Origin of the sequence: Psychrobacillus sp. FJAT-21963 (assembly GCF_001420585.1) — a bacterium.
Taxonomy (GTDB): domain Bacteria; phylum Bacillota; class Bacilli; order Bacillales_A; family Planococcaceae; genus Psychrobacillus.
The window spans coordinates 495,194-517,855 of the sequence record NZ_LJIY01000002.1; the positions used below are offsets into that span (position 1 = coordinate 495,194).

Here is a 22,662-nt window from a genome sequence, read left to right on the forward strand (position 1 = left end):
TATTTAAAGAAAAATTTATTAATAAATGGGAGGATTTATAAATTGAAAAAGAGAATTGTATTTTTAGCCCTTTCTAGCATGGCCATCTTAGCTTTGAGCTTTACAACTAATTCAAAACAGATGGTAGAAGAAGAAACTCCAAGACCAACAACTATAGAAAATTCGTATATTTGAAAATTTTACAAGTGAAGAGATTTTGAGTACTGAAACGTGACACTCATTAGCTTGAAGGAGACATTGAATAGATTCTTCCTCTTGGCTCCAACAAACTTATGAGTGTCTTGTTAGTTTTAACCATATTACATAAATTGGGTTCATCTTTATGTAAAATTAGTGAGAATCGGATGGTTCCCATGGAAAATCGGGTGGTTCAACTGATTAATCGGTTGGATCTTTCAAATAATCGGGTGGCTATATACTAAAATCGGATGGTTTCATCAGAGTTTTCTATTGAAAATGATGAATGGACAGATTTTTTGATTTATTTTCAAAATAATACTGGAGTAGATAAAGTTAGAAAATCATTTGAGTAACTGGAACAAATTAAGCATATATTAAATTGACAGAACAATTTGATGTATGTTAAATTTATCCACAATAAAACCATACAAATTCGTTGATGAGAAAAAGTAGTTGTTGAAACTGTTCCAAAGAGAGCCGGCAAATGCTGAAAGTCGGTGTTCAGTTCATAGATGAAAATCCTCTCTGAGAAGTCGAGCTGAAAATGAGTAAGTGAGACCGGGTGTCTACCGTTAAAAGGAACACGTATGATTGTACGTGGCTAAGTGCTATTGTGTAACGAGAGTTCCAATAGAATTAGGGTGGTATCACGGTTAAACCCGTCCCTTTATACAGGGACGGGTTTTTTGTATGTTTTATTAATAAAAATAGGAGTGATATCGAATGGTTAAATCGAACGAAAAAGAAACTGTTCTACAAAGAGAAGCACGGATTCGAGCGCAATGGTTGAAAGGTGAAACCTTTAAGAAATCCATTGAGTACAGAGAAGATAGCCCGTCTTTTGTCTTTTATGAAGGACCACCTACTGCTAATGGCTTACCTCATGTAGGTCATGCATTAGGTCGGACAATTAAAGATGTCGTTGCAAGGTATAAAACAATGACAGGATATCAAGTAATACGTAAAGCTGGTTGGGATACACATGGTTTACCAGTCGAGCTTGGAGTAGAAAAGCAATTAGGCATTTCTGGGAAAAGCGAGATTGAAAAGTATGGTGTAGAGGCTTTTATTGAAAAGTGTAAAGAAAGTGTATTTACTTATGAAAAGCAGTGGCGAAATTTTACTGAACAGCTAGGTTATTGGGTAAATATGGATGATCCATATTTAACATTAAGTAACACTTATATTGAAAGTGAATGGAACGTACTCGGTACAATTCATGAAAAAGGATTACTTCAGAAAGGTCATAGGGTTTCTCCATACTGTCCTAGTTGTCAAACTTCTCTTAGCTCACATGAGGTATCACAAGGTTATAAGACTGTGAAAGACTTATCTGCTACGGCAAAATTTAAAATAACGGATCGAGAAAATGAATATTTTCTAGGATGGACAACGACTCCTTGGACTTTACCAGCAAATGTTGCATTGGCCGTTAACCCTTCGATGAAATACGTTCGAGCAAAACAAGGGCAAAACATATATATTGTTGCGGAAGCTTTAGTTAGCACTGTATTAACAAAAGATTTTGAGATACTTTCTATTCATTTAGGGGAAGATTTAAAAGATATTTCTTATATACCTCTATTTAATTTTGTTGATGTGGAAAAAGGACATAAAGTGGTATTGGCTGATTATGTATCATCAGAAAGTGGAACAGGCATCGTTCATATTGCTCCAGCTTACGGGGAAGAGGATTATAAAGTAGTGAAAGAAAACGAATTATCCTTCATCAATGTTGTAGATGAAAAAGGAATGTATACTTCTGATGTAAAAGGCTTTGAAGGAAGGTTTGTAAAAGATTGTGATGTGGATATTGTTCGTAATCTTGCGGAAAGAGAATTACTTTTCAATAAAGAAAAGTACGAACATAGTTATCCGCATTGCTGGCGTTGTGATTCGCCTCTTTTGTATTATGCAAGTGAAAGCTGGTTTATCAAAACAACAGCTCTAAAAGATCAATTTTTACGTAATAATGAAAGTGTTACTTGGCAGCCAGAGCATATTAAACATGGGAGGTTTGGAAACTTTTTAGATCAGATGGTAGACTGGAACATCAGTCGAAAACGCTATTGGGGTACACCTCTGAATATTTGGGAATGTGAGGAATGTAAGCATGAAATTGCACCCAAAAGTATCGAAGAATTAAAACTTCTCTCAATACAGCCTTTTGATGACATTGAATTGCACAAACCATATGTAGATAACATTAAGTTGAATTGTGTATGTTGTAACGGCACGATGATCAGAACACCTGAAGTAATTGATGTTTGGTTTGATAGTGGTTCAATGCCATTTGCACAATATCACTATCCCTTTGAAAATAAAGAGTTATTTGAAAAACAATTTCCTGCAGATGTAGTTATTGAAGGAATCGATCAAACTCGAGGGTGGTTTTACAGCTTACTCGCCGTATCCACTTTATTTACGGGAAAAGCACCTTATAAACGTGTAATTTCTACAGGTCATATTTTAGATGAAAATGGACAAAAAATGTCTAAAAGTAAAGGGAATGCACTAGATCCAGTAGAGTTAATTCAAAAATACGGAGCAGATGCATTAAGATGGGCGTTATTAGTTGACAGTGCACCATGGAATACTAAACGTTTTTCAGAACGGATTGTACAAGAGGCTAAATCCAAATTAGTCGATACATTAGATAATGTGCATAGTTTCTATTCTTTATATACTAATTTGGATAACTATAGTCCAGATGCGCAATATGAAGTAAAAAATAACAAATTGGATGAATGGATATTATCACGATTGCATAGCACTATTAAAATAGCTCGAATGAACTTTGATGCTTATCATTTTACAAACGCTGCAAGGGAAATCGCAAAGCTATTAGAAGAACTAAGCAATTGGTATGTTAGACGATCCCGAGAACGATTTTGGTCAAATGGCATGAATTCGGACAAAGCAGCTGCATATAAAACGCTCTATGAAGTTTTAACAAAAACTAGTCAATTATTAGCACCATTAACGCCGTTTATAGCAGAAGATGTGTTTATGGACTTGACAGGTAAAAGTGTACATTTATCAGATTTTCCCAAATCTGAAGAACACTTCATAAATCAGAAGCTTGAGAAAGAAATGGATGCAGTCCTTCAAGTAGTGGAGTTAGGAAGGAGTATAAGGAATACAACTTCATTGAAAATAAAACAACCATTAGGAAGTTTATCTCTAATGAGTTCGCAACAAGATGTAAACTGGGACTTATACGAAGATATCATCAAAGAAGAGTTGAATGTAAAGCTATTCCGGCGGATAGATAATGATGATCAGTTTGTTTCTACTAAATTAAAGCTGAATTTTAAAAAATCTGGTGCGAAGTTTGGAAAGCAGTCGAATGCAATAAATACTTTTCTACAAAACTTAGACGAAGAACAAGTTAAAAAATTTATACAAATTGGTTATTTAAATATGAGAAACGCTGAAGAATTACAAGTTTTAGTAGAAGATGTGCAGATTGAAAAAGTAGCGAAGCAAGGCTATGCTTCTGCTACAAGTGGAGATTATACAGTTACATTAGACCTTTCATTATCTGAAGAACTGATTCAAGAGGGAATGGCACGTGAATTAATCCGAGCGATACAGTCATATAGAAAACAGTTAAAGCTACCAATCGATATGCGTGTAGATATAATAGTAAAAACGGATGAAGAGCTACAAAGAGTAATTGAAAAGTTTAAGAATATGCTGCAACAAAACTTGTTGATGAATAGTTTAACATTTACTCAAAATGAAATGGTTGGTACAGAAATTGTAATAGGAAATCATACAATATTAATAAAACTTAAACCAACAAATTGAAACGATGCGATAGAGAAATCAGGCTTTCAGAAGCTTACCGCTCGCTTTCCGCGGGCGAGTGGTGAGCACGCTTGGGCCAACTCGATGTTGGTCATGAAGGCGTCGCCTCAGGACGAGGCGCCCTTAGCATTCCTTCCTCTAATACGCTGATGGGGCTGAAAAAGTATAGAGAATTTGACTTTCCTAAATAATGTCGACCGATAAATAAGAAAATCGTTGAAACGGCTCCCTTTCCGCGGGCCTTACCTTAGCCTCCTCGCTGCGCTGCGGGGTCTTCGGTTAACGCTATTCCCGCAGGAGTGTCGCCTTTTTCAACGATTTTCTATAAATATTAATGAAATATAAGTGATAAAAACTTGCTCTATTAATGGCATGATGGTTTTCCAATTGAAAAGCAAATAATAGTTGATTGGAGTGGAAGGCGGCGACTCCAGCCGGAATAGCAAATGTTTTCTGCACCGAAAGCGAAGCGTCAGGTGCATGAGGTGAAGACCCTGGACTGAGCGTAGTGAAGGAAGCGGCTGAAGCCATGCCGGCGGAACGCGTCCGCCTGGAACGTAATTTAACGGGTCTAACATAAAAATCAGTATGTGAAAACTTTGGTTCACATACTGTCATGATATCTCATTGAGGATTTTTTCAGTAACTCGCTAGGCCCCTGCAGGGTCACGTCTGTCTAGCTTTTTCTGTAGGAATCGAGCGAACGCTTCTCCAAACCAATAAATGCTACATTAAATAATTTATTATANATTATAAAAATATAATTTGACAATTGTAAGTATTCCTACTATCATAGTAGTAACTTTTATGTTCGGAAACGGGTAGAAGGAACCGAGAGCGGTTTCGCCCATTGAACAGACGAGCCGAGACTAGATGAGCATAGCTGAGAAATTGTTTGAATAAGAAGAGTAGCATTAGTTTGCAATGAAGAGAGTCAGTGGTTGGTGAGAACTGATTTGTATCTAGTGTGAATGGACTTATGAGAGCTATCTTGAGAACGACTATTCGTTTTAGAGGTAGACGTATTTCCTACGTTACAGGATAATGAAGTGGGAGCATTAAGCTCCAACTAGAGGTGGCAACGCGGTCAAAACCGTCCTCTTCAAAGGGATTCTTCTGAATTCCTTTGAAGAGGGCTTTTTTTGTTTTTTAGAAATCAAAGCACTTGCAGTTGTCTCAGATTTTTTATACGAAACAACACTTTAAATAAATCGAGACACAGATATGCAAATGCATATTGATTATAAGAAATTAGTTGAGATGAGAAGAGGAGAGATTGAGATGAGAGATTTTATTGAAAAAGTAGAGAAGCAAGAGCAATTATTGTATGACGAAATGGTGGAGGCATCTCGTCTGATGTTTCAAGAAAACACCAATTTACAAGATATTGTTGATTTTTTAATTGCTCTTTCGAAAAAAGGAGAAACAGCTGTAGAAGTTGCTGCTCTTGCTACAGTAATGAAGTCTTTGGCAATCCAGCTTAATGAACCACCTGGGGAGTATATGGATAACTGTGGTACAGGTGGAGATGGTTTAAATAGCTTTAACATTAGTACAACATCAGCATTTGTTCTAGCAAGTGCCGGAGCGACTATTGCCAAGCATGGAAATAGAAAAATCTCAAGTGCAGCAGGTAGCTCAGATGTATTAGAAGCTATAGGAATTCAACCTTCTATCGGTGCTGAAGCATCAATTGAACTGTTAAAACAAGAAGGTCTTACTTTTTTATATGCACCGAATGTTCATCCAAAGTTAAAACGTATTAGTAATGCGCGAAAGCAAATAGGAAAACCAACTATATTCAATCTAGTTGGACCTTTAACGAATCCTGTGGCACTTAAAACACAATATACAGGAATAAATAGAACAGATTTCACGATGGAATATGCAGAAGTATTACGAATACTTGGTAGAGAAAGAGCTATTGTCGTAAGTGGAGCTGGAGGTATGGATGAAGCATCCTTAGCAGGCAAAAACAAATTGGTTCTTGTAGACAAAGGTGATCTTATCCCATTTACCATTACACCAGATGATGTTGGATTATCATCTGCCCCTGTTACAGCAATACGTGGAGGAGACGGAGAAGCAAATGCAAAAATTATGCGAAAAGTTCTTCAGGGAGAAAGTAGTCCTTATTTAGATACAGTCCTATTTAATAGTGGTATCGGCCTCTTTGCGACCGGCATCGCGAGCTCTATCCAAGAAGGAGTTAAAATTGCGTCTGATACTATTCTATCTGGAAAAGCGCTAGAAAAATTAGAGGCAGTAATAGCTTTCAGTGAAAAAGCGGTTGTGCAGGAGGTTGTGTCATGACAACTATTTTAGATAAGATTCTAGAAAAGAAGAAGGACCAAATTGAGGAAATGTTAAAAGAGAATTTGCAAAAGAAAAATATACAAATCACAAGACCTTCACTTTTTGAAGTTATGTATCAAAATAATCATTTACAAGTAATTTCGGAAATAAAACGTGCTTCCCCGTCGAAGGGATTGATAGCAGAAGGTGTAAATCCTAGCGAACAAGCTACAGCCTATTACCAAGCTGGAGCTGCTTGTATATCCGTATTAACTGATACACCCTTCTTCCAAGGAACTTTTTCTGATTTAGAAGAGGTAGCTCGAATTGTGCCAATCCCAATATTGTGTAAAGATTTTGTAATACATCCTATTCAAATAGATTACGCTAAAAATGCAGGTGCCTCTGTTGTTTTACTTATTGTAGCGGCGCTCAGCGAAGAAGAGTTAGCTAAACTTTATTCGTATGCAATAGATCAAGGGCTTGAAGTATTAATGGAAGTACATGATGTAGAGGAATTGAAACGTGCCCTACAGCTCGATGCGAAGCTTATTGGGGTAAATAATCGAGATTTGCGTACATTTGAGGTCGATTTAGCTCGTACCGAAGAAATTGCATCTATCTTTCCTTTCCATGAGGAACGTGTATTAATAAGTGAAAGTGGTATTTGGACTTCTGAGGACGCATCTAAAGTTGCAGGATATGGAGCGAGTGGTGTCCTTGTAGGAGAATCGCTTATGAGAAGTGGAGATATCAAAAATGCAATAAGTTCTTTACAAGTGAAGCGTGGTGTTATAGCCAAATGACGAAAGTAAAGATTTGTGGATTGATGGAAAAAGAGGATGTAAGAGCAGCGATTGATGCTGGTGCTGACGCAGTTGGTTTTGTATTTGCACCAAGTAAACGAAAACTTACGATTGAACAGGCAAAAGAACTAGCTAAAGAGGTTCCGGTGGGCGTATTAAAGGTAGGGGTATTTGTTAACCCAACAGCTAAGGAATTAGAAGATACTGTAAGGGAAGTAGCATTAGATATAGTTCAGTATCATGGCATTGAAACGCCAGAATTTATTCAAGTGCATAATTACCCTTCCATAAAAGCATTTTCTGTACGAAGTGAGGAAGATGTTAAGCATTCCAAGCAGTATGACACAGATTTTTTATTGTTTGATGCACCCCAAGCCGGTAGTGGTATTGTGTTTGATTGGCGATTAATGAAAGGGCACGAGGTCAAGCAAGAAAAGATAATATTAGCTGGAGGATTAAATCCTACAAATGTGAAAGAGGCCATAAAACGTGTAAATCCTTATATGGTAGATGTCTCAAGTGGGGTAGAAATAGACGGTAGAAAAAATAGCGAGCTGATTCGAGCATTTATTAAAGCTGTTAAAGATGAGGAGAGAGAAGCAAATGGTCAAAACTAATGAGGAAGTAAAAGCTGGTAGATATGGACGTTTTGGCGGACAGTACGTTCCTGAAACATTGATGACCGCATTAAATGAATTAGAACAAGCGTATGATGAGGCAATTGCGGATCCTTCTTTTTTAGAAGAATTGAATTACTATTTAAAGGAATATAGTGGACGTGAAACACCTCTTTATTTTGCAGAACGACTTACACAATCACTTGGTGGAGCAAAAATATACCTAAAACGAGAAGATTTAAACCATACAGGAGCACATAAGATCAATAATACGATTGGTCAGGCAATACTTGCAAAACGTATGGGGAAAAATAAAATTGTTGCAGAAACAGGAGCAGGTCAGCATGGGGTTGCAACTGCAACCGTATGTGCATTATTCGATATGGATTGCGTTGTTTTTATGGGAAAAGAAGATGTACGTAGACAAGAATTAAACGTATTTCGGATGGAGTTGCTTGGGGCGAAGGTCGTTTCAGTTGATCAAGGCTCAGGAACTCTTAAAGATGCTGTCAATGAAGCACTTCGGTACTGGGTATCCAATGTAGAAGATACCCACTATATTTTAGGTTCTGCCCTTGGGCCACATCCATTTCCTAGAATTGTTCGAGATTTTCAACGTGTAATAGGTGTTGAAACTCGAAAGCAAATATTCGAAAAGGAAGGAAGATTACCAGACGCTGTAGTTGCATGTGTAGGTGGCGGAAGTAATGCAATCGGTATGTTCCACCCTTTTGTTGAGGATGATACAGTATCTTTATACGGTGTAGAGGCAGGTGGAAGTGGTATCGCTTCAGGTTTACATGCTTCAGCAACTGCAGAAGCAAAAGAAGGCGTATTGCATGGAGCATATATGTATATTTTACAGGATGAAAATGGATTTATCCAAGAAGCACACTCTATTTCAGCAGGTTTAGATTATCCAGCAGTTGGACCTGAACATAGTTATTTACATGATATTGGACGTGTAAAATATACATCTGTAACAGATTCAGAGGCACTCGAAGGCCTACAATTACTTTCAAAAAAGGAAGGTATTATTCCAGCTTTAGAGAGTTCTCATGCTGTTCATTTTGCTGCAAAATTAGCGAAGGAAATGAATGCAGACCAAATTTTGGTAATATGTTTATCTGGACGTGGCGATAAAGATGTTCAAACAGTACGAGATGCGTTAGGAGGTGCAGGGAAATGACTAAAACAAAACTAACAGCGGAAATTGAGGCAGTACTTTCAAAAGGTGAAAAAGCGTTTATTCCGTATATAATGGCTGGTGACGGAGGACTTGAATTATTAAAAGAGCAAATTCTCTTTCTTCAAGAAAATGGAGCAACTGCCATTGAAGTGGGAATTCCTTTTTCTGATCCTGTAGCAGATGGTCCTACCATACAAAGAGCTGGAGAACGTTCACTTGCCAATGGTACAAATCTTCGATTAATTATTCAAGCGTTAGATTCTTTTCATGAAAAAGTTCATATTCCACTTATATTAATGACATATTTCAACCCGATTTTAAGTTATGGTTTAGAAACATTTTCGAAAGACTGTCAACGAATTGGTATTGCTGGATTGATCGTTCCAGATGTACCTGTCGAAGAAAGTAATCAACTAAGAGCGTCCCTTCAAGATACTGATATAGCACTAGTTCCGCTAGTATCTTTGACAAGCCCACCTGAGCGTATTGCAAAAATTATTGCATTAGGGGAAGGATTTATTTATGCAGTTACTGTAAATGGTATTACTGGCGTTCGAAATGGTTTTGATGAACAGCTAGAGCAACATTTAATATTATTAAAAGAACTATGTCCTATTCCAGTACTCGCAGGATTCGGAATCTCCTCGCCAGAACAAGTAGTATCCATGGGTGCTATTACAGATGGTGTAATTGTAGGAAGTGCAATAGTAGAAGCGTTCCACTTGAATAACAAGGAGAAAATAGTCGAGCTTATACAAGCTTCCAAAAAACAAGTTTCCATATCATAATCTATCAACGATTAATACTTATAAAAATTTGCATGTAGAGATTTAAATAATTATGAATTTGCCTATTCGAATGGTTTTTTGGAAGGTATTAATAATTCATCAAAAGTTATTAATGGAAATGACGATGGTTATCGTAAGTTCGAGTATTTTAAGGCGAAGATTTTACTTAGTCATTTATATAAAAAAGTAGGAAATCATCTTGGATAGCAGCTTTGTTTGTAGCGAAAGGGAGGCGACACCACCGGGAACAGCACGAGCTGAAAAAAATTAGTTGAAGCCGTGCCCGGGGTAAGCGTCCGACCCGTAGCGAAAATCATCGCGCCATTATCAAGAAAGGGTGCAGTGAAATTATTTGAACAATATTACCACACCCCAACTTTAGATTTAGCACCTTTTTAATTTGCATAATCGTTTGTATTAACTCGTATATATATAGTAGTGGGTTATAATAAGTTGGGGAGCGGGTATTCATTTTAATAGAAAAGGCGCTATTTTTTATCATTTTACTAAGATTGATTTCAGGAAGTATAGAAATAACAGCTGCTTTATTTATGCTAAAATTTAATGATTTAGAAAAAGCATTTTATATTAATACATTACTTGCTCTAGTTGGACCAACTGTTTTAATCGTTACTACAGCAATTGGACTATCCGGATTAGCTGAAAAAATATCTCTTACACGAATTATTTGTCTTTTTGCAGGAATATTCCTTATCATTTTTAGTTTAAAGTCAGATTAAATATAAAAAGGATCGCTTCAGCGTAATAAGCTGTTCGATCCTTTTATTTATTTTGACGTCGATTTGCTTTCAAACTCATCAACTTTAACGTATTTAAATACCAAAAATAAAAGAAGAAGGCCAATGATCCCTCCAATAATATAACTTATATTGAGGTAGTTTTTCATTACTAAGGACATGATAGGAGGGCCAGCAGCAACACCTATAAACCTTGCAGAGCTATAAAAAGAAGAGACTGTTCCACGTTCTTCTTTTCTAATGTTCTCAGTTATAATTGCATCTAGAACGGGTAAAAGTGCACCTATAGCAATACCTACAATACTCGTTACGATTAATAGAAGAATAAGTTTTTCTTTTACAAAACCGACGAAGACGACACTTGCAGAGGTAATAATCAAACTTAGTACCATCATTCTTTTGATGGTCTTAATATCACCCTTAATGTTTCTACCGGTAATAAATGATGAAATACAAAGTAACAGTAGAGGAATAGCAATTACGAAACCTTTCTTAATCCCTTTTATGTTGTGTGTTATTTCTAGCATCTCGGATAAAAAGAAAAGAACTCCAAATAATATAAGCATTACGAAAGCTCCATTAAGAAATACGGTAAATAACCACTTACCTTCTTTTTTGAATGTTTTCTTTACATTACCAATAAATTCTTTGAGTTTTACAGGTTCATCGGAATCTTTTGGCACTTTAACAAAGAAAAATATTAGGATAATGGAAATCAAGCTGAATAAAGAGATAGAAAAGAACGGTAAAAACCATAGAATGGCTGCAAAAACAGATCCTAAGATAGGACTTAACACTTTTCCGAAGGTGTTCGAAGTTTCAATTATTCCTAAACACGAGCTTGTTTTTTCATCATCATCTTTATATAAGTCTCCGACTAGTGGTAATACGATTGGCATAGCTCCAGATGCTCCAATTCCTTGTAGAATCCTTCCTATAATAATCCATGTAAAAGGATTCTCCATTTTCCATGATGCATATCCAGCTATCAGACCACCAATAAGTGCAAGAATAAGACTCGGTAAGATAATTTTTTTCCTTCCCAGACGGTCAGATAAATAACCTGCTACGGGAATAAGTAAAATTGCAGCAATTGAATAACTTGTTATGATCATACTGGATTGAAAAGATGTAATTCCAACTTTTTTCTCTAAAATAGGTAGTACGGGTATAAGCATGGAGTTTCCAAGAGTCATGACGAGGGGGATTGATGCCAAGCTGACGATACACCATACACTAACCTGTGAATCCCCTCTGTTTATATTATTCATTATCACACCTCAACTTCTTATTGTTACAGGTATGATTCCCATGCACCAACGTATTATCCTTGAAAATATTTTTACAAAAAACGTAAAATAGTTAATTTAGTTTATTAAATTTATAAGGGAACGATAAGCTTGAATACCAAAATATATTCCAAATCCAATCATGGATAACGAGGAGATAAGGGAAATAATTTTCAAAAAAGGGCTCGATAAGATTTTTCGCGTGCTACTCGATAGGATAGACATTATTAAGTCTACTAAAGAGATACCGACTAATATGGTTAAACTGTAAATGATCACTTCATATCCAGTTAAATTCCCATTTCCCCCAATAAGTATCGAACCATAAATTCCTAACCAAAATAGAATAGTTAAAGGGTTCATTAGAGCCATTAAGAACCCTGCTAAAATAGAGTGTCTTAAACGGATCACTTTTCGAAATTTTGGATCCGTTGATATAGTATGGAGAGTCATGATATTTTCAATCCCTGTATACGTTAAGACAAAAAAACCGAAAGACCAAAGAAATGTCTTCATATAGGGAGAGTCAATGAATTGGGCTACTCCAAAATATACCATTAGCATATAAAGTATGTCTGTTACAATTGCACCTAAACCAAAAAACCAAGCATGATAAAACCCATTTTTAATACCAGTATTTAATAATGTTGCCTTAACAGGGCCGATAGGTGCTGCTAACGAAACACCTAATAGGAAATAGGTAATTAAAGAATTCATTTATTAGCCCTCCGAAATGTGATGTCTTAGAATCATATTCAAAGTGAACGAGCTATACGACTACTCCAAAGAAAATAATAATGAAAATTTTTTGTTGTTTCTGTTATTCTAAAATTATAAATAATTTCAGAGAATTCAAATATCACTTCAGATGAGGGTTAGAAATTGACAATAACATTTACCATTCCAACAGATTTAAAAAAAATGGCACACTTTCTAGCAAGCTTAAATAGTAATTCGAACTACCATATTGGTTATTGTGGAGAAAATGAAAATGAAATTTACCAAACACTTCTTAGCGATTTTTCTGTTTTAGAATCTTCAAATTCGTTCATTGTCGCATATGAAAATAAGGAAATCTTAGGAGCAATAGGCCTTGATATAGACGAAGGAAATAAACAGGCAGAAGTGTGGGGTCCTTATGTTAAAGATCCAGAGAGGTTTCAAGTTATAGCAACTCAATTATGGAGCAAGCTGTCTATTCTAAACCAAAAGACCGTAAAAAAGTATTCATTTTTTATAAATACAGAAAACACCTTAGTAAGACAATTTGTGTTGGATATGAATGGCATCGAAAATGGAAATTATTATATTTTGCATGCAAGTGCAGATAACATTGTTTGTGAAGAAGAACAAGAGATTATTTATTATGGTCCATCCTATTATGATTCTTTTGTAAATCTACATGAACTATCTTTTCCAGACACTTATTTTAAAGCGGATGAAATCATAAGTCGCATAAATGATTATAACCACTTATTAATTTACAAGGATAAAGATGAAGGGATAAAAGGATATGTGTATGTTGAAGCTGACCCTGACCCAAAACATGGAGAAGGCTCGATAGAATATGTATCGGTTTATCCTGAATATCAAAAACAAGGAGTTGGCACAAAGCTTGTACGAGCGGCTTTAAATCATCTAATCTTTAAGGATTCATTAATCGAAATTACTTTATGTGTTGGAGCAGAAAATGAAAAAGCAGTTCATTTATACAAAGCTTCTGGATTTCAAGTTAAACACGAATTAACTTATTTAAAAAAAGAAATCCCATCTACATAACCCTGGAGGAACAAAAGTTGAATGAAATAATGGAGATTGCGCTTAAATTAAGAGAAGAAGGAAAGAATAAGGAATCAAATCAGTTGTTGATCAAGTTAGCAGAAGCATTTCCTACTGATGCTATACTTCAATATCAATGTGCCTGGAGCTTTGATGTTTTAGGGGAAGAAGCAAAAGCTGCACCCTATTACGAAAGAGCGATTGAATATGGACTCCCTACAGAAGAATTAGAAGGTGCTATATTAGGCTTGGGAAGTACATATAGAACATTAGGAGAATACGAGAAATCAAAAAAGATATTTCTTAAAGGGCTTAACTTGTTCCCAAACAATAAGGCATTAAAAGTATTTTACTCGATGACTCTTTACAACCTAAACGAACATAATAAGGCTATGGAAATACTACTATCCAGTTTGCTGGATTCTACAAACGATGAAGAGATTATACGTTACCAAAAAGCGATCCGTTTTTATTCAGATAAATTAGATGATACGTGGAATTAATAAGTAACTGTGATAAGAATACTCACTTTATTCTCCAAATAGAATGTATAAGCACTTATTTTATTATTCTATTTCAATGGAGGAAAACGAGAAAAATGGGTATTAAATTTATTAAGATTTCGGTTGTTTATTTTGCCATAGGGGTGATCTTAGGTCTTTACATGTCTATGGTGCATGACTATGCATTAAAAGGAGTACATGTACACATCAATCTGATAGGATGGGCTTCTTTTGCTCTAGCTGGTTTTGTGTATCACTTATTCCCAAGTACAAGCAACAACTTGTATGCTAAGTTACACTTCTGGAGCAGCAATATTGGGCTTCCTATGATGATGATAGCTTTGGCAGTTCTAATATTAAATGGAGCTCAAATAGCAACTGTTTTTACAGCAATCGGTGGGGTATTAGTTGTGTTCAGCATTATTATGTTTGCTATAAACGTGTTCTTGAATTTGAAAGCTGTATAAAAAATTCGGATTCATTCAAAAGCCAGTCTCTTTTCTTTTAAAAGAAGAGCAGATTGGTTTTTTTGTTGTGTCATTGGGTGTAATAATTTAGTAATATTAATGCTAGTGTTGGAATTTTTAAAAAACAAAATTAGAAGGAGGTAAATGATGTTTAAACAAGATATTCCATTTCTAAAAAAATGTACATCTTATCAAAAAATAGATGAAGGTTATTCGGAAGACGAGAAATGGTGTGTAGATGGAATATACTTACTTCGTTTTTCTCCACAAACAGATATAAAAAAGTTAGAAATGCAAGCGGAACTAATAAATGCTGTTCATGCACTCGATTCCCATATTCCATTTGTACATAATATCGGAGTTTTTAATGGGAAAGCCTATATGATTTTGGACTATATAAATGGAGAAAATGGGGAAACTGCCTTGCCGATTAAAAGCGAAACGACTCAATACGAAATTGGCCTGCAGGTAGGAAAGACACTTAAGAACATGCATAGTATTTCAGCTCCTGTAGGGTATCCAAGTTGGGATGAAACACGGGGAAATAGAATAGCTAGACAAGCACCGCTGTTTGAAGAAATTGTTAGAAAAAATCCTAAATATAAATGCATATTGCCATTTATAAAGGAAAATCTTCATTTATTAAAAAATCGACCAAGTAGTATTCAACATTATGATTTTCATCCTGGTAATATATTAATCGATGAAAACCGATTTTCAGGCTTAATTGATATGCAAAAAATACGATATGCAGATCCTATCAATGAATTTTATAAGATGGAATATTTTAATGTACAGACAAGTAAAGCCTATTCATGTGGAGTAGTGGATGGTTATCACAACATGGAGGAGATCCCTTTCTCTTTTTGGGAATTACATCGGTTGTATGCAGCAATGCATATTGTGTCTGCAGAAGTATGGGGCCATGAAATTGCAATTAAACAGTTGGAGAAGTTTCAAGGATATACAAGGTTTACACTAGATCAGTTTGACAATTTTACGTTAGACGTTCCTAAATGGTACAACAAACCTAATTATTTTTAACCTTAAGTCTAGTTTTTTTAAAATTATTCTTTATAATTAGCACTAGGTACTAAAACTAGATGATAAAAAAGGTGAGAATTATGTATCGATTTACATTAACATTAGCAAAAATAATTGTACGGTTGTTTGGGAAAGTAGAGGTTCAAAACAAGCATTTGTTACTTAAAAACGAAGGATATATTGTTACTTGTACACATAGAGGATGGTTAGAAATAGTAATTCTAGGGATGTGTATCCCAAGTCCGATTCATTTTATGGCAAAGAAAGAGCTTTTTCAAAATAAAATAGTTGGTTCATTTTTGAAAAAAATAAATGCATTTCCTGTGGACAGAGAAAATACTTCTCCAAGCAGCATAAAGAAACCTGTAAAATTATTAAAAGCTGGAGAAGTAGTTGGAATATTTCCGAGCGGCACACGCACTGCTGAGGAAGTGCCTTTAAAAAGAGGTGCTGTTACGATAAGCAATTTAGCTAAAGCACCAATTATTCCTGCACTTTACGTTGGACCGCGTACACTAAAAGAGTTATGGAATATGAAAAAAGCAACGATTATCTTCGGTGAACCAATATATATAAAAACCAATAACAAAGAAGAATTGACCGTATATACAGAGCTATTAAACGAAAAAACGAAAGAATTAGAACAACAGATTTAGTATTTCAACTTAGTTTCTCCAATTATATACGTACTTTTAAATACGTCTTAAGGCTGAGATCATTTCACTTCTTCAGGCCATTGGAATGATTTCTGCCTACCGTATAATAAGGTTATAACAAGTAAACCATTAATTGGGGGATATAGAAGATGAATCTAAAGAAAATTGCTATCATATCATTGTTTATTTTATTGGCGGGAGCAGCAATTAATATTGTCTTGAACTTAAAAGATACACTCGTGCTGAAATCAGACGAAATAATTGTGAAAGATCAATCATACAACAATATTCAGATAACGTCTGATAATGCTACTGTAGAACTTTTACCTTCGAAAAGCGAAGAAGCAAAAGTTGTATTCTCTGGAAAATCAAAAAAAAGAACGAAATACAATTTTTCCGCTGATGTAAAAGGAGATACGTTGGAAATTGAATTAATAGAAAAACGCTGGGATTTCATTCAGTTTGGTTTTTCCTCTCTAAATACTAAGTTAACAGTATATGTACCAGAAAAAGAATACAATGAGTTAAAAACAGAGTTGGAAAATGGACGTATCATAGTGGATAATGCGCATTTCAAAGATGCATTTCTAGTTACTAACAATGGTTCTATCCAATTAAAAGATATTCAAGCAGAGAACGTAAATGTTGAATCTGATAATGGACAGATACTAATGGAAGAAGTAGATGGTAAGATTAAAGCGGAAACAAACAATGGACGAATCATATTTCTTTCAACTAATTTAGAAAGATCTATTGAGTTGGAAACAGATAATGGATTTATTGAAATACAAACTGACAAAGAACCTCAAAATGCTACAATTGATGCAAATGTAGATAACGGTAAGATTGATATCTTCGGTTCATCCAACAAACAATCTATATTTGGAAACGGTGAAAACTTAATCAAGTTAGAAACAGATAACGGAAAAATTACGGTTAAAAATACAAAATAGCAAAAAATGTTTGAGTATAAAATTTATAGGTAAGACTGTAGACAAACTTTAAGGATTTTGAGTTTTTCTATAGTCTTTTTTCTATTAAAATAAAAAAAATGATAAATAGAATTACGATTTCCGCTCGCGGCGGACGCTTTCCGCGGGCGGGGCCGAGCCGCTTCCGCTCCAATCGTTATATTGGATAATTACAATGATATAAGTTATGGATTTACATTTGCTGCCTTGAATTTGAAGAAACTCACCACTTTGAAATGGCTACGAGCTTAAGTATAAGGAAAAATGCTCAAAAAGTATTCCTTAAACTTAAGCTTGGTTTTTTCCTCGCCAAAATACATAATTATTGGCAAAAGGTATCGAGAGAAAGACCACTCGATACCTTTTGTCGAGAGTCTGATCTATTGATTAAAATCTATCGGCTTCTTCTTGTTGACTTGCTTAATTTTCTCTGATAAATTAAATTCTATCTAAATTTATAATGAATAAAACCTGTAAAAGATGTGAAAACTCGTCCTTTAATGAGGGCGAGTTTTTTTATGAAAAGGTAAGAAGGAGTATTAATTTTATGAAAAACTTAATAATTATCATCAGTTCACTCATTATAGCATTTGGTTTCAATTGCTTCCTAGTTCCGCATGGTATTTTGAGTAGTGGAATCAGTGGAATCGCTATTTTGCTTGGAATAATTACACCATTTGATACTGGTATCTTGAACTTTGCCCTAAATTTACCAATTATCATTTTAGGTTATTTTAAACTTGGAAAAATGATAACCTTTAATACGCTTTTATGCGTTGTTTCTCTTTCTTATTTCTTGTATATAATACCAACTGAACCAGTTACAAATAACATTTTGCTATCATCTATTTTTGGTGGGATTATAGGGGGACTTGGAGTAGGAATTATCTTAAAGTACTCAGGTACTTCAGGTGGTTTAGATATCATTGCCATTATTGTATCAAGAATGAGTAATGTAAGTGTTGGCATGTTACTAACTGCCATGAATGGACTGATTGTTTTAATATCTGGTACGATTTTTAACTGGGAAATTGCTTTATATACACTTTTATCTATTTATCTTACTGGAAAAATGGTGGACACCATTTATACGAATCATGAAAAATTAACGATGCAAATTGTTACTACACAAGGGGAACTGATTCGAAAAGAGCTTTTGACTACGATTTATCGTGGTGTAACAATTACTGATGGATACGGTGGTTATACATTAGAGCAGAAGCAAATTTTGATGATGGTCGTTACCCGATACGAAACTATGCAAATAAAACAAATAGTACGTAGGCATGATAACAATGCTTTCATTAACATATTTGAAACAATAGAAGTAGACGGAAAATTTGCTAGGAATTAAATTGAAAGCTGATGCCACCCAAGGTATCAGCTTTTTTTATTTACTCATTTTTGTCTTTGCTGTTTCGTGGAATAGGGTTACACTTTAAAATGAAAATTGAAAATGAAATTAGGGAAAAGGAGTTTTCATATAGTATGTACCCAGAAAGATTTGAGAAAAAAATAATAGGGGCTTTTGATGAAAACGGAAAGGAATTCTTATATTCCTTGGAGACGACCATAAATGAATTTTTACATAAATGGAACCTAATTTCAGAGGGGCCAGTCGATAATTTGTCTTATAATTATGTTTTAAAAGTAAAAGATCAAGATGGAAACCCTGCCATTTTAAAGCTAGGTGTTCCAGATTACGATTTTAAGAATGAGATTCGAACACTCCAAACTTATAACGGTAAGGGGTGTGTAAAATTATTAGATGCCGATGCTGAAAAAGGTGTAATGCTGTTAGAGCATTTACTTCCTGGAACTATGTTAAATACAGTGGAGGAACAGGAGGCTATTAAGTATTTTGCTAAAGTATGGATGGAGATTCGGAGAACGATCAAAGGAAATTCTGATCATCCTTTCATAAAAAATTGGCTAAGTGCATTTGATCGATATTTAGAGACCTATTCTATTGAAGAGGGACCAATATCAAATGATTATATCTACTTGGCAAAAACTTTCTATAGTGAAATATCAGATTCTTCTAAAGGTAATGAACTATTGCATGGAGATTTACATCATGAAAATATTTTATTTTCGGAAGCTTACGGTTGGATTGCTATTGATCCAAAAGGAGTAATTGGTGATACCTATTTTGATTTAATTTCTTTTCTCACGAATCAGTTGTTTGATAAACCAAATCCTCAGCAATTCTTTAAGAATAGGGTGGTTTCTCTTTGTGATGAGATGAATTTGGACAAAGACCGGCTTTTGAAAGCTGGCTTTACAATGTCTACTTTATATGCATGTTGGGGAATAGAGGATAATGATCCAGAATGGAAACGTTCTTTTACATGCGCGCAGTGGTTTAACGAACTAAGGGGTATCATATAATTGGTTACGCTACATCTAAATAGACTATAATAACAGAAAATATTGTATCTCAGTTGATCCCAATCTTCTCGAGTTGCTTAGTAAAGAAAGGACGGGCAAATATATGAATATCAATGAAATATATCATTTGTCTGATTATGACAATGTATTAATAGTCGATGAAAACGGGATAACAATTTTTTACGATCTGGCAGATTTAAATATCTTAAAACAACTCGGTCTTAGACCAGAAGAGTTTTTGCGAAAAAATGTTACATCTTTTTATCAAAACTTTACGAATGAAGATAGTACTTTAATGACCGTATTAAGCACAGGTGAAGCGTTATGGAATATAGAACAACGATTGACATCAACGAATGGTTTTTCTTATCTATCAAAAAGCGCTACCTTTCCTATAAAGAAAGGAGATTCAATTATAGGGGCTATCGAATTTTCTAAGCATTTTTACGAAAAACAAGATATGGAGAAGCTTGAACGATTTGCTGATCATAAAATTTATAGAAAAAATAATACAATCTATACAATCGATAATTTAATTTCTGAAAGTACTGTTATGCAAGAAGTAAAAAATAAAATTAGCAAAGTTTCCAATACTGATTCAACCGTTCTTATTTATGGAGAAACTGGGACCGGAAAAGAGATTGTTGCTCAATCTATACATAATTTAAGTACTCGATATACTCAGCCATATATATCTATAAATTGTGCGGAAATCCATGAGGACCTCTTGGAAAAAATTCTTTTTGGGACCGAAAAAGATAGTTCGACTTTAACACCGGTTATTACTGGTTTGTTAGAGCAAGCTAATGGCGGGACTATCTTTTTAGATGAAGTGAACGCATTGGATATTAAACTACAGGCGAGGCTATTAAAAGTAATTGAAGACAAAACGATCAGAAGAGTTGGAAGTAATCAGGATATTCACTTGAATATCCGTCTAATTGCTGCTACAAATGAGGATCCAGATAAGTTAGTAAGTGAAAAGGGATTAAGGGAAGATTTGTATTACCGTTTAAGCGTTTTCCGAATAGACTTACCTTTATTGGCAGAGCGAAAAGAGGATATTAGAGTCCTTACAAATTATTATATTCAATTTTATAATCGTCATATGCAAATGAAAATCGATCATATAGAAGACGATGTTTTACTTGTATTTCAGCAATATAACTGGCCAGGAAATGTTCGAGAATTAAAGAATGCTATTGAAACAGCCTATAATAATGCAAGTACAAAAAATATTACTCTGAATGATATACCTTCAAAAATTTCGAAATTCAAAAATAAATTGGTAAATATATTAAAATCAGATAAACTTATAAATTTGAAAGATAAAGTGGAGGAATATGAAAGAGGTTTGATTGTTCTTGAGCTACAGCATACTGGTGGGAAATTAGCCGAAACAGCAAGAAGACTAGGAATATCCAAACAATTACTTAAATACAAAATGGAAAAATATGAATTAAGGTAAAAATATTTTTACAAAAGGGGGTGAAAAATTTACCTCCTTTTATTATTGTCACTAATTAATTATTATAAGGATAACTATTAGAAAATTAAAAATAGACGAACTGCTCTTGATTTCTTGTTAATTTTGTAAGGGTTTTCAAAGTGGTTTTATGAAAGAGGGGTCAAAAATGAGTAAAACAGTTCAACATAGTTTATTAGTAGGATTTGCTTTATTTGCAATATTCTTTGGGGCAGGTAATTTAATTTTTCCGCCTTCCATTGGTAACGCTTCTGGAAGTGAATGGATTATAGCATTAATCGGTTTTTGTGTTACAGGAATCGTTTTGCCGCTTCTAGCAGTGATCGCTATATTAAATGCTGGAGGGAAATTTGAAGATTTAACGAGACCAATTAGCCCTTGGTTTTATAAAGTATTTAACTTATTATTAATGGTTGGTATTGGAATGTTCGTTACAATCCCACGTATGTCTGCAACGACGCATGAACTTGGTGTTCATCAATTGTTTCCAGGCGTTCCTTCCATTGTGACTATCATAGTATTTTTTGCTATTTGTTTTTACTTTGCTATGGATAAATCAAATGTAATCGATAAGATTGGTAAAGTCCTTACACCTTTGTTAGTCATTATTCTTCTATTTATCGTAGGAAAAGGTATTTTTGATCCAATTGGTATACCGGAAGTCTCAAATATTAAAAATGCTTTTTCAAATGCTTTTATTAGTGCTTACCAAACTGGAGATGTTGTAACAGGAATATTTTGTGCGCCTATATTTATAGCGGCTATTGCTAGTTATGGGTATAAGGGACAACAAGCACGTAGAATGGCTATTACTGGAACGATTATTGCCGGGTTAGGATTACTCGTTGTATATGGTGGATTATTATTTCTTGGAGCATCAGGAAGCGGATTATTCCCAACTGATATTGGAGATACAGCTTTAGTATCTGCGTTAATCGATATTTCACTTGGAGGTTTTGGTGCAATTGCCTTAGCAATCGCTATAGCATTGGCTTGTTTAACATCTGCTATTGGAGTTGTTGCAGTAATTGCAGATTTCTTGAATGATCTTACTAAAGAAAAATTAAGTTATCGTACTTGGGTTTTAATTATTTGTGTTACTGGAGTAGTTATCGGTTCATTTGGTGTCGAAAATATAGTGAATTATACAATGCCAATTTTCACAGCTTTATATCCCGTAGCAATCGTATTAGTTATATTAGGTACTTTCCGAAATTTTGTACCAAATGCTGGTTCATTTAGAGGAACAATCTTATTAACATTTATCGTTAGTTTAATAGAAACAGTTAGTTCTTTAGGGGTTAAAGTTCCATTATTATCGACATTTGTTACAAAATTACCATTGAGCTCAGATGGATTCAGCTGGTTAGTGCCAGCAATCGTAGGTTTTATTATTGGCACAATTCTTGACAAGTCTAAAGATCAACAGAATGACTCAATTAAACCAACTAAACCTATAGAAGCAGAATAAACATAAAAATTCGCATGTTAGGTGTTTTATGTAAGAGTTTCTGAGTGAAAATATATATATTGAAATACCAAGAGTGAAATGAACTCTTGGTATTTTTTTATTCTTATTCTAGTTAAAAAAGATTAAAACAACTAGTGATTGGTAATGCTTTCTTTATAA

At 34.6% G+C, this 22,662-nt stretch carries 19 protein-coding genes, 1 pseudogene and 2 other annotated features; of the genes and pseudogenes, 18 read left to right on the top strand and 2 right to left on the bottom strand.

Annotation, left to right across the window (positions count from 1 at the left end; genetic code table 11):
* Positions 1–607: 607 nt before the first annotated feature.
* Positions 608–850, top strand: a binding site (T-box leader).
* A gap of 53 nt (positions 851–903) precedes the next feature.
* The 8 genes and pseudogenes from ileS (at position 904) to AN959_RS08325 (ending at position 10,428) form a co-directional block, all read left to right on the top strand.
* The gene (gene ileS / locus AN959_RS08290) at positions 904–3,993 is read left to right on the top strand and encodes an isoleucine--tRNA ligase (protein ID WP_056829813.1); all 3,090 of its coding nucleotides are present in this window, start codon (positions 904–906) and stop codon (positions 3,991–3,993) included.
* A gap of 886 nt (positions 3,994–4,879) precedes the next feature.
* Positions 4,880–5,097 (top strand) — a binding site (T-box leader).
* A 177-nt stretch (positions 5,098–5,274) separates the two neighbouring features.
* Positions 5,275–6,306 carry an anthranilate phosphoribosyltransferase gene (trpD, locus tag AN959_RS08300; RefSeq protein WP_056829816.1) on the top strand — a complete coding sequence of 344 codons (1,032 nt, stop codon included), beginning with the start codon at positions 5,275–5,277 and terminating at the stop codon, positions 6,304–6,306.
* Complete coding sequence (gene trpC / locus AN959_RS08305; protein WP_056829818.1) at positions 6,303–7,094, top strand: indole-3-glycerol phosphate synthase TrpC; 792 nt, start codon at positions 6,303–6,305, stop codon at positions 7,092–7,094. The genes trpD and trpC overlap by 4 nt, the downstream gene beginning before the upstream one ends.
* Positions 7,091–7,711 carry a phosphoribosylanthranilate isomerase gene (locus tag AN959_RS08310; RefSeq protein ID WP_056829820.1) on the top strand — a complete coding sequence of 207 codons (621 nt, stop codon included), beginning with the start codon at positions 7,091–7,093 and terminating at the stop codon, positions 7,709–7,711. The genes trpC and AN959_RS08310 overlap by 4 nt, the downstream gene beginning before the upstream one ends.
* A complete protein-coding gene (gene trpB, locus AN959_RS08315) occupies positions 7,698–8,900 on the top strand; it encodes a tryptophan synthase subunit beta (protein ID WP_056829822.1) in 1,203 nt (400 codons plus the stop codon). The genes AN959_RS08310 and trpB overlap by 14 nt, the downstream gene beginning before the upstream one ends.
* Positions 8,897–9,688: a tryptophan synthase subunit alpha gene (gene trpA, locus AN959_RS08320; RefSeq protein WP_056829824.1), complete on the top strand. Its 792-nt coding sequence runs from the start codon at positions 8,897–8,899 to the stop codon at positions 9,686–9,688. The genes trpB and trpA overlap by 4 nt, the downstream gene beginning before the upstream one ends.
* A 57-nt stretch (positions 9,689–9,745) precedes the next feature.
* Positions 9,746–9,895 (top strand): annotated as a pseudogene (locus AN959_RS22020) (transposase); the annotation flags it as partial.
* A gap of 263 nt (positions 9,896–10,158) precedes the next feature.
* A complete protein-coding gene (locus tag AN959_RS08325; protein WP_053589571.1) occupies positions 10,159–10,428 on the top strand; it encodes a YqhV family protein in 270 nt (89 codons plus the stop codon).
* A gap of 47 nt (positions 10,429–10,475) precedes the next feature.
* Here the strand turns inward: AN959_RS08325 and AN959_RS08330 are convergent, their stop codons facing one another.
* Entirely contained in the window at positions 10,476–11,717 is a 1,242-nt protein-coding gene (locus AN959_RS08330) for an MFS transporter (RefSeq protein WP_172794335.1), read from the bottom strand.
* A gap of 96 nt (positions 11,718–11,813) precedes the next feature.
* On the bottom strand, positions 11,814–12,452 hold the full coding sequence (locus AN959_RS08335) for a LysE family transporter (RefSeq protein WP_056829825.1): 639 nt from the start codon (positions 12,450–12,452) through the stop codon (positions 11,814–11,816).
* Between the two features lie 165 nt (positions 12,453–12,617).
* On the opposite strand from AN959_RS08335, the gene AN959_RS08340 reads away from it, so the two are divergent.
* The 10 genes from AN959_RS08340 to brnQ all read left to right on the top strand — a co-directional run bounded on the left by AN959_RS08340 (position 12,618) and on the right by brnQ (position 22,503).
* Positions 12,618–13,514, top strand: a complete 897-nt coding sequence (locus AN959_RS08340) for an N-acetyltransferase (RefSeq protein WP_056829827.1) — start codon at positions 12,618–12,620, stop codon at positions 13,512–13,514.
* 17 nt (positions 13,515–13,531) lie between these two features.
* Positions 13,532–14,017: a tetratricopeptide repeat protein gene (locus AN959_RS08345; RefSeq protein ID WP_056829829.1), complete on the top strand. Its 486-nt coding sequence runs from the start codon at positions 13,532–13,534 to the stop codon at positions 14,015–14,017.
* A 95-nt stretch (positions 14,018–14,112) separates the two neighbouring features.
* Positions 14,113–14,484 (top strand): hypothetical protein, encoded by a 372-nt coding sequence (locus AN959_RS08350; protein WP_056829831.1) that lies wholly within the window; start codon positions 14,113–14,115, stop codon positions 14,482–14,484.
* 147 nt (positions 14,485–14,631) lie between these two features.
* Positions 14,632–15,528, top strand: coding sequence for an aminoglycoside phosphotransferase family protein (locus AN959_RS08355; RefSeq protein WP_056829833.1), 897 nt, complete (start codon positions 14,632–14,634; stop codon positions 15,526–15,528).
* Positions 15,529–15,608: 80 nt separating this feature from the next.
* Complete coding sequence (locus AN959_RS08360; protein WP_056829835.1) at positions 15,609–16,184, top strand: 1-acyl-sn-glycerol-3-phosphate acyltransferase; 576 nt, start codon at positions 15,609–15,611, stop codon at positions 16,182–16,184.
* A gap of 149 nt (positions 16,185–16,333) precedes the next feature.
* Positions 16,334–17,137 (top strand): DUF4097 family beta strand repeat-containing protein, encoded by an 804-nt coding sequence (locus tag AN959_RS08365; protein ID WP_056829837.1) that lies wholly within the window; start codon positions 16,334–16,336, stop codon positions 17,135–17,137.
* A 565-nt stretch (positions 17,138–17,702) separates the two neighbouring features.
* Positions 17,703–18,509: a YitT family protein gene (locus tag AN959_RS08370; RefSeq protein ID WP_056829839.1), complete on the top strand. Its 807-nt coding sequence runs from the start codon at positions 17,703–17,705 to the stop codon at positions 18,507–18,509.
* An 89-nt stretch (positions 18,510–18,598) separates the two neighbouring features.
* Positions 18,599–19,546 carry an aminoglycoside phosphotransferase family protein gene (locus tag AN959_RS08375; protein ID WP_216598634.1) on the top strand — a complete coding sequence of 316 codons (948 nt, stop codon included), beginning with the start codon at positions 18,599–18,601 and terminating at the stop codon, positions 19,544–19,546.
* Between the two features lie 103 nt (positions 19,547–19,649).
* Positions 19,650–21,014: a sigma-54-dependent Fis family transcriptional regulator gene (locus tag AN959_RS08380; protein WP_056829844.1), complete on the top strand. Its 1,365-nt coding sequence runs from the start codon at positions 19,650–19,652 to the stop codon at positions 21,012–21,014.
* A gap of 166 nt (positions 21,015–21,180) precedes the next feature.
* Positions 21,181–22,503 (top strand): branched-chain amino acid transport system II carrier protein, encoded by a 1,323-nt coding sequence (brnQ, locus tag AN959_RS08385; protein WP_082460887.1) that lies wholly within the window; start codon positions 21,181–21,183, stop codon positions 22,501–22,503.
* Positions 22,504–22,662 lie beyond the last annotated feature (159 nt).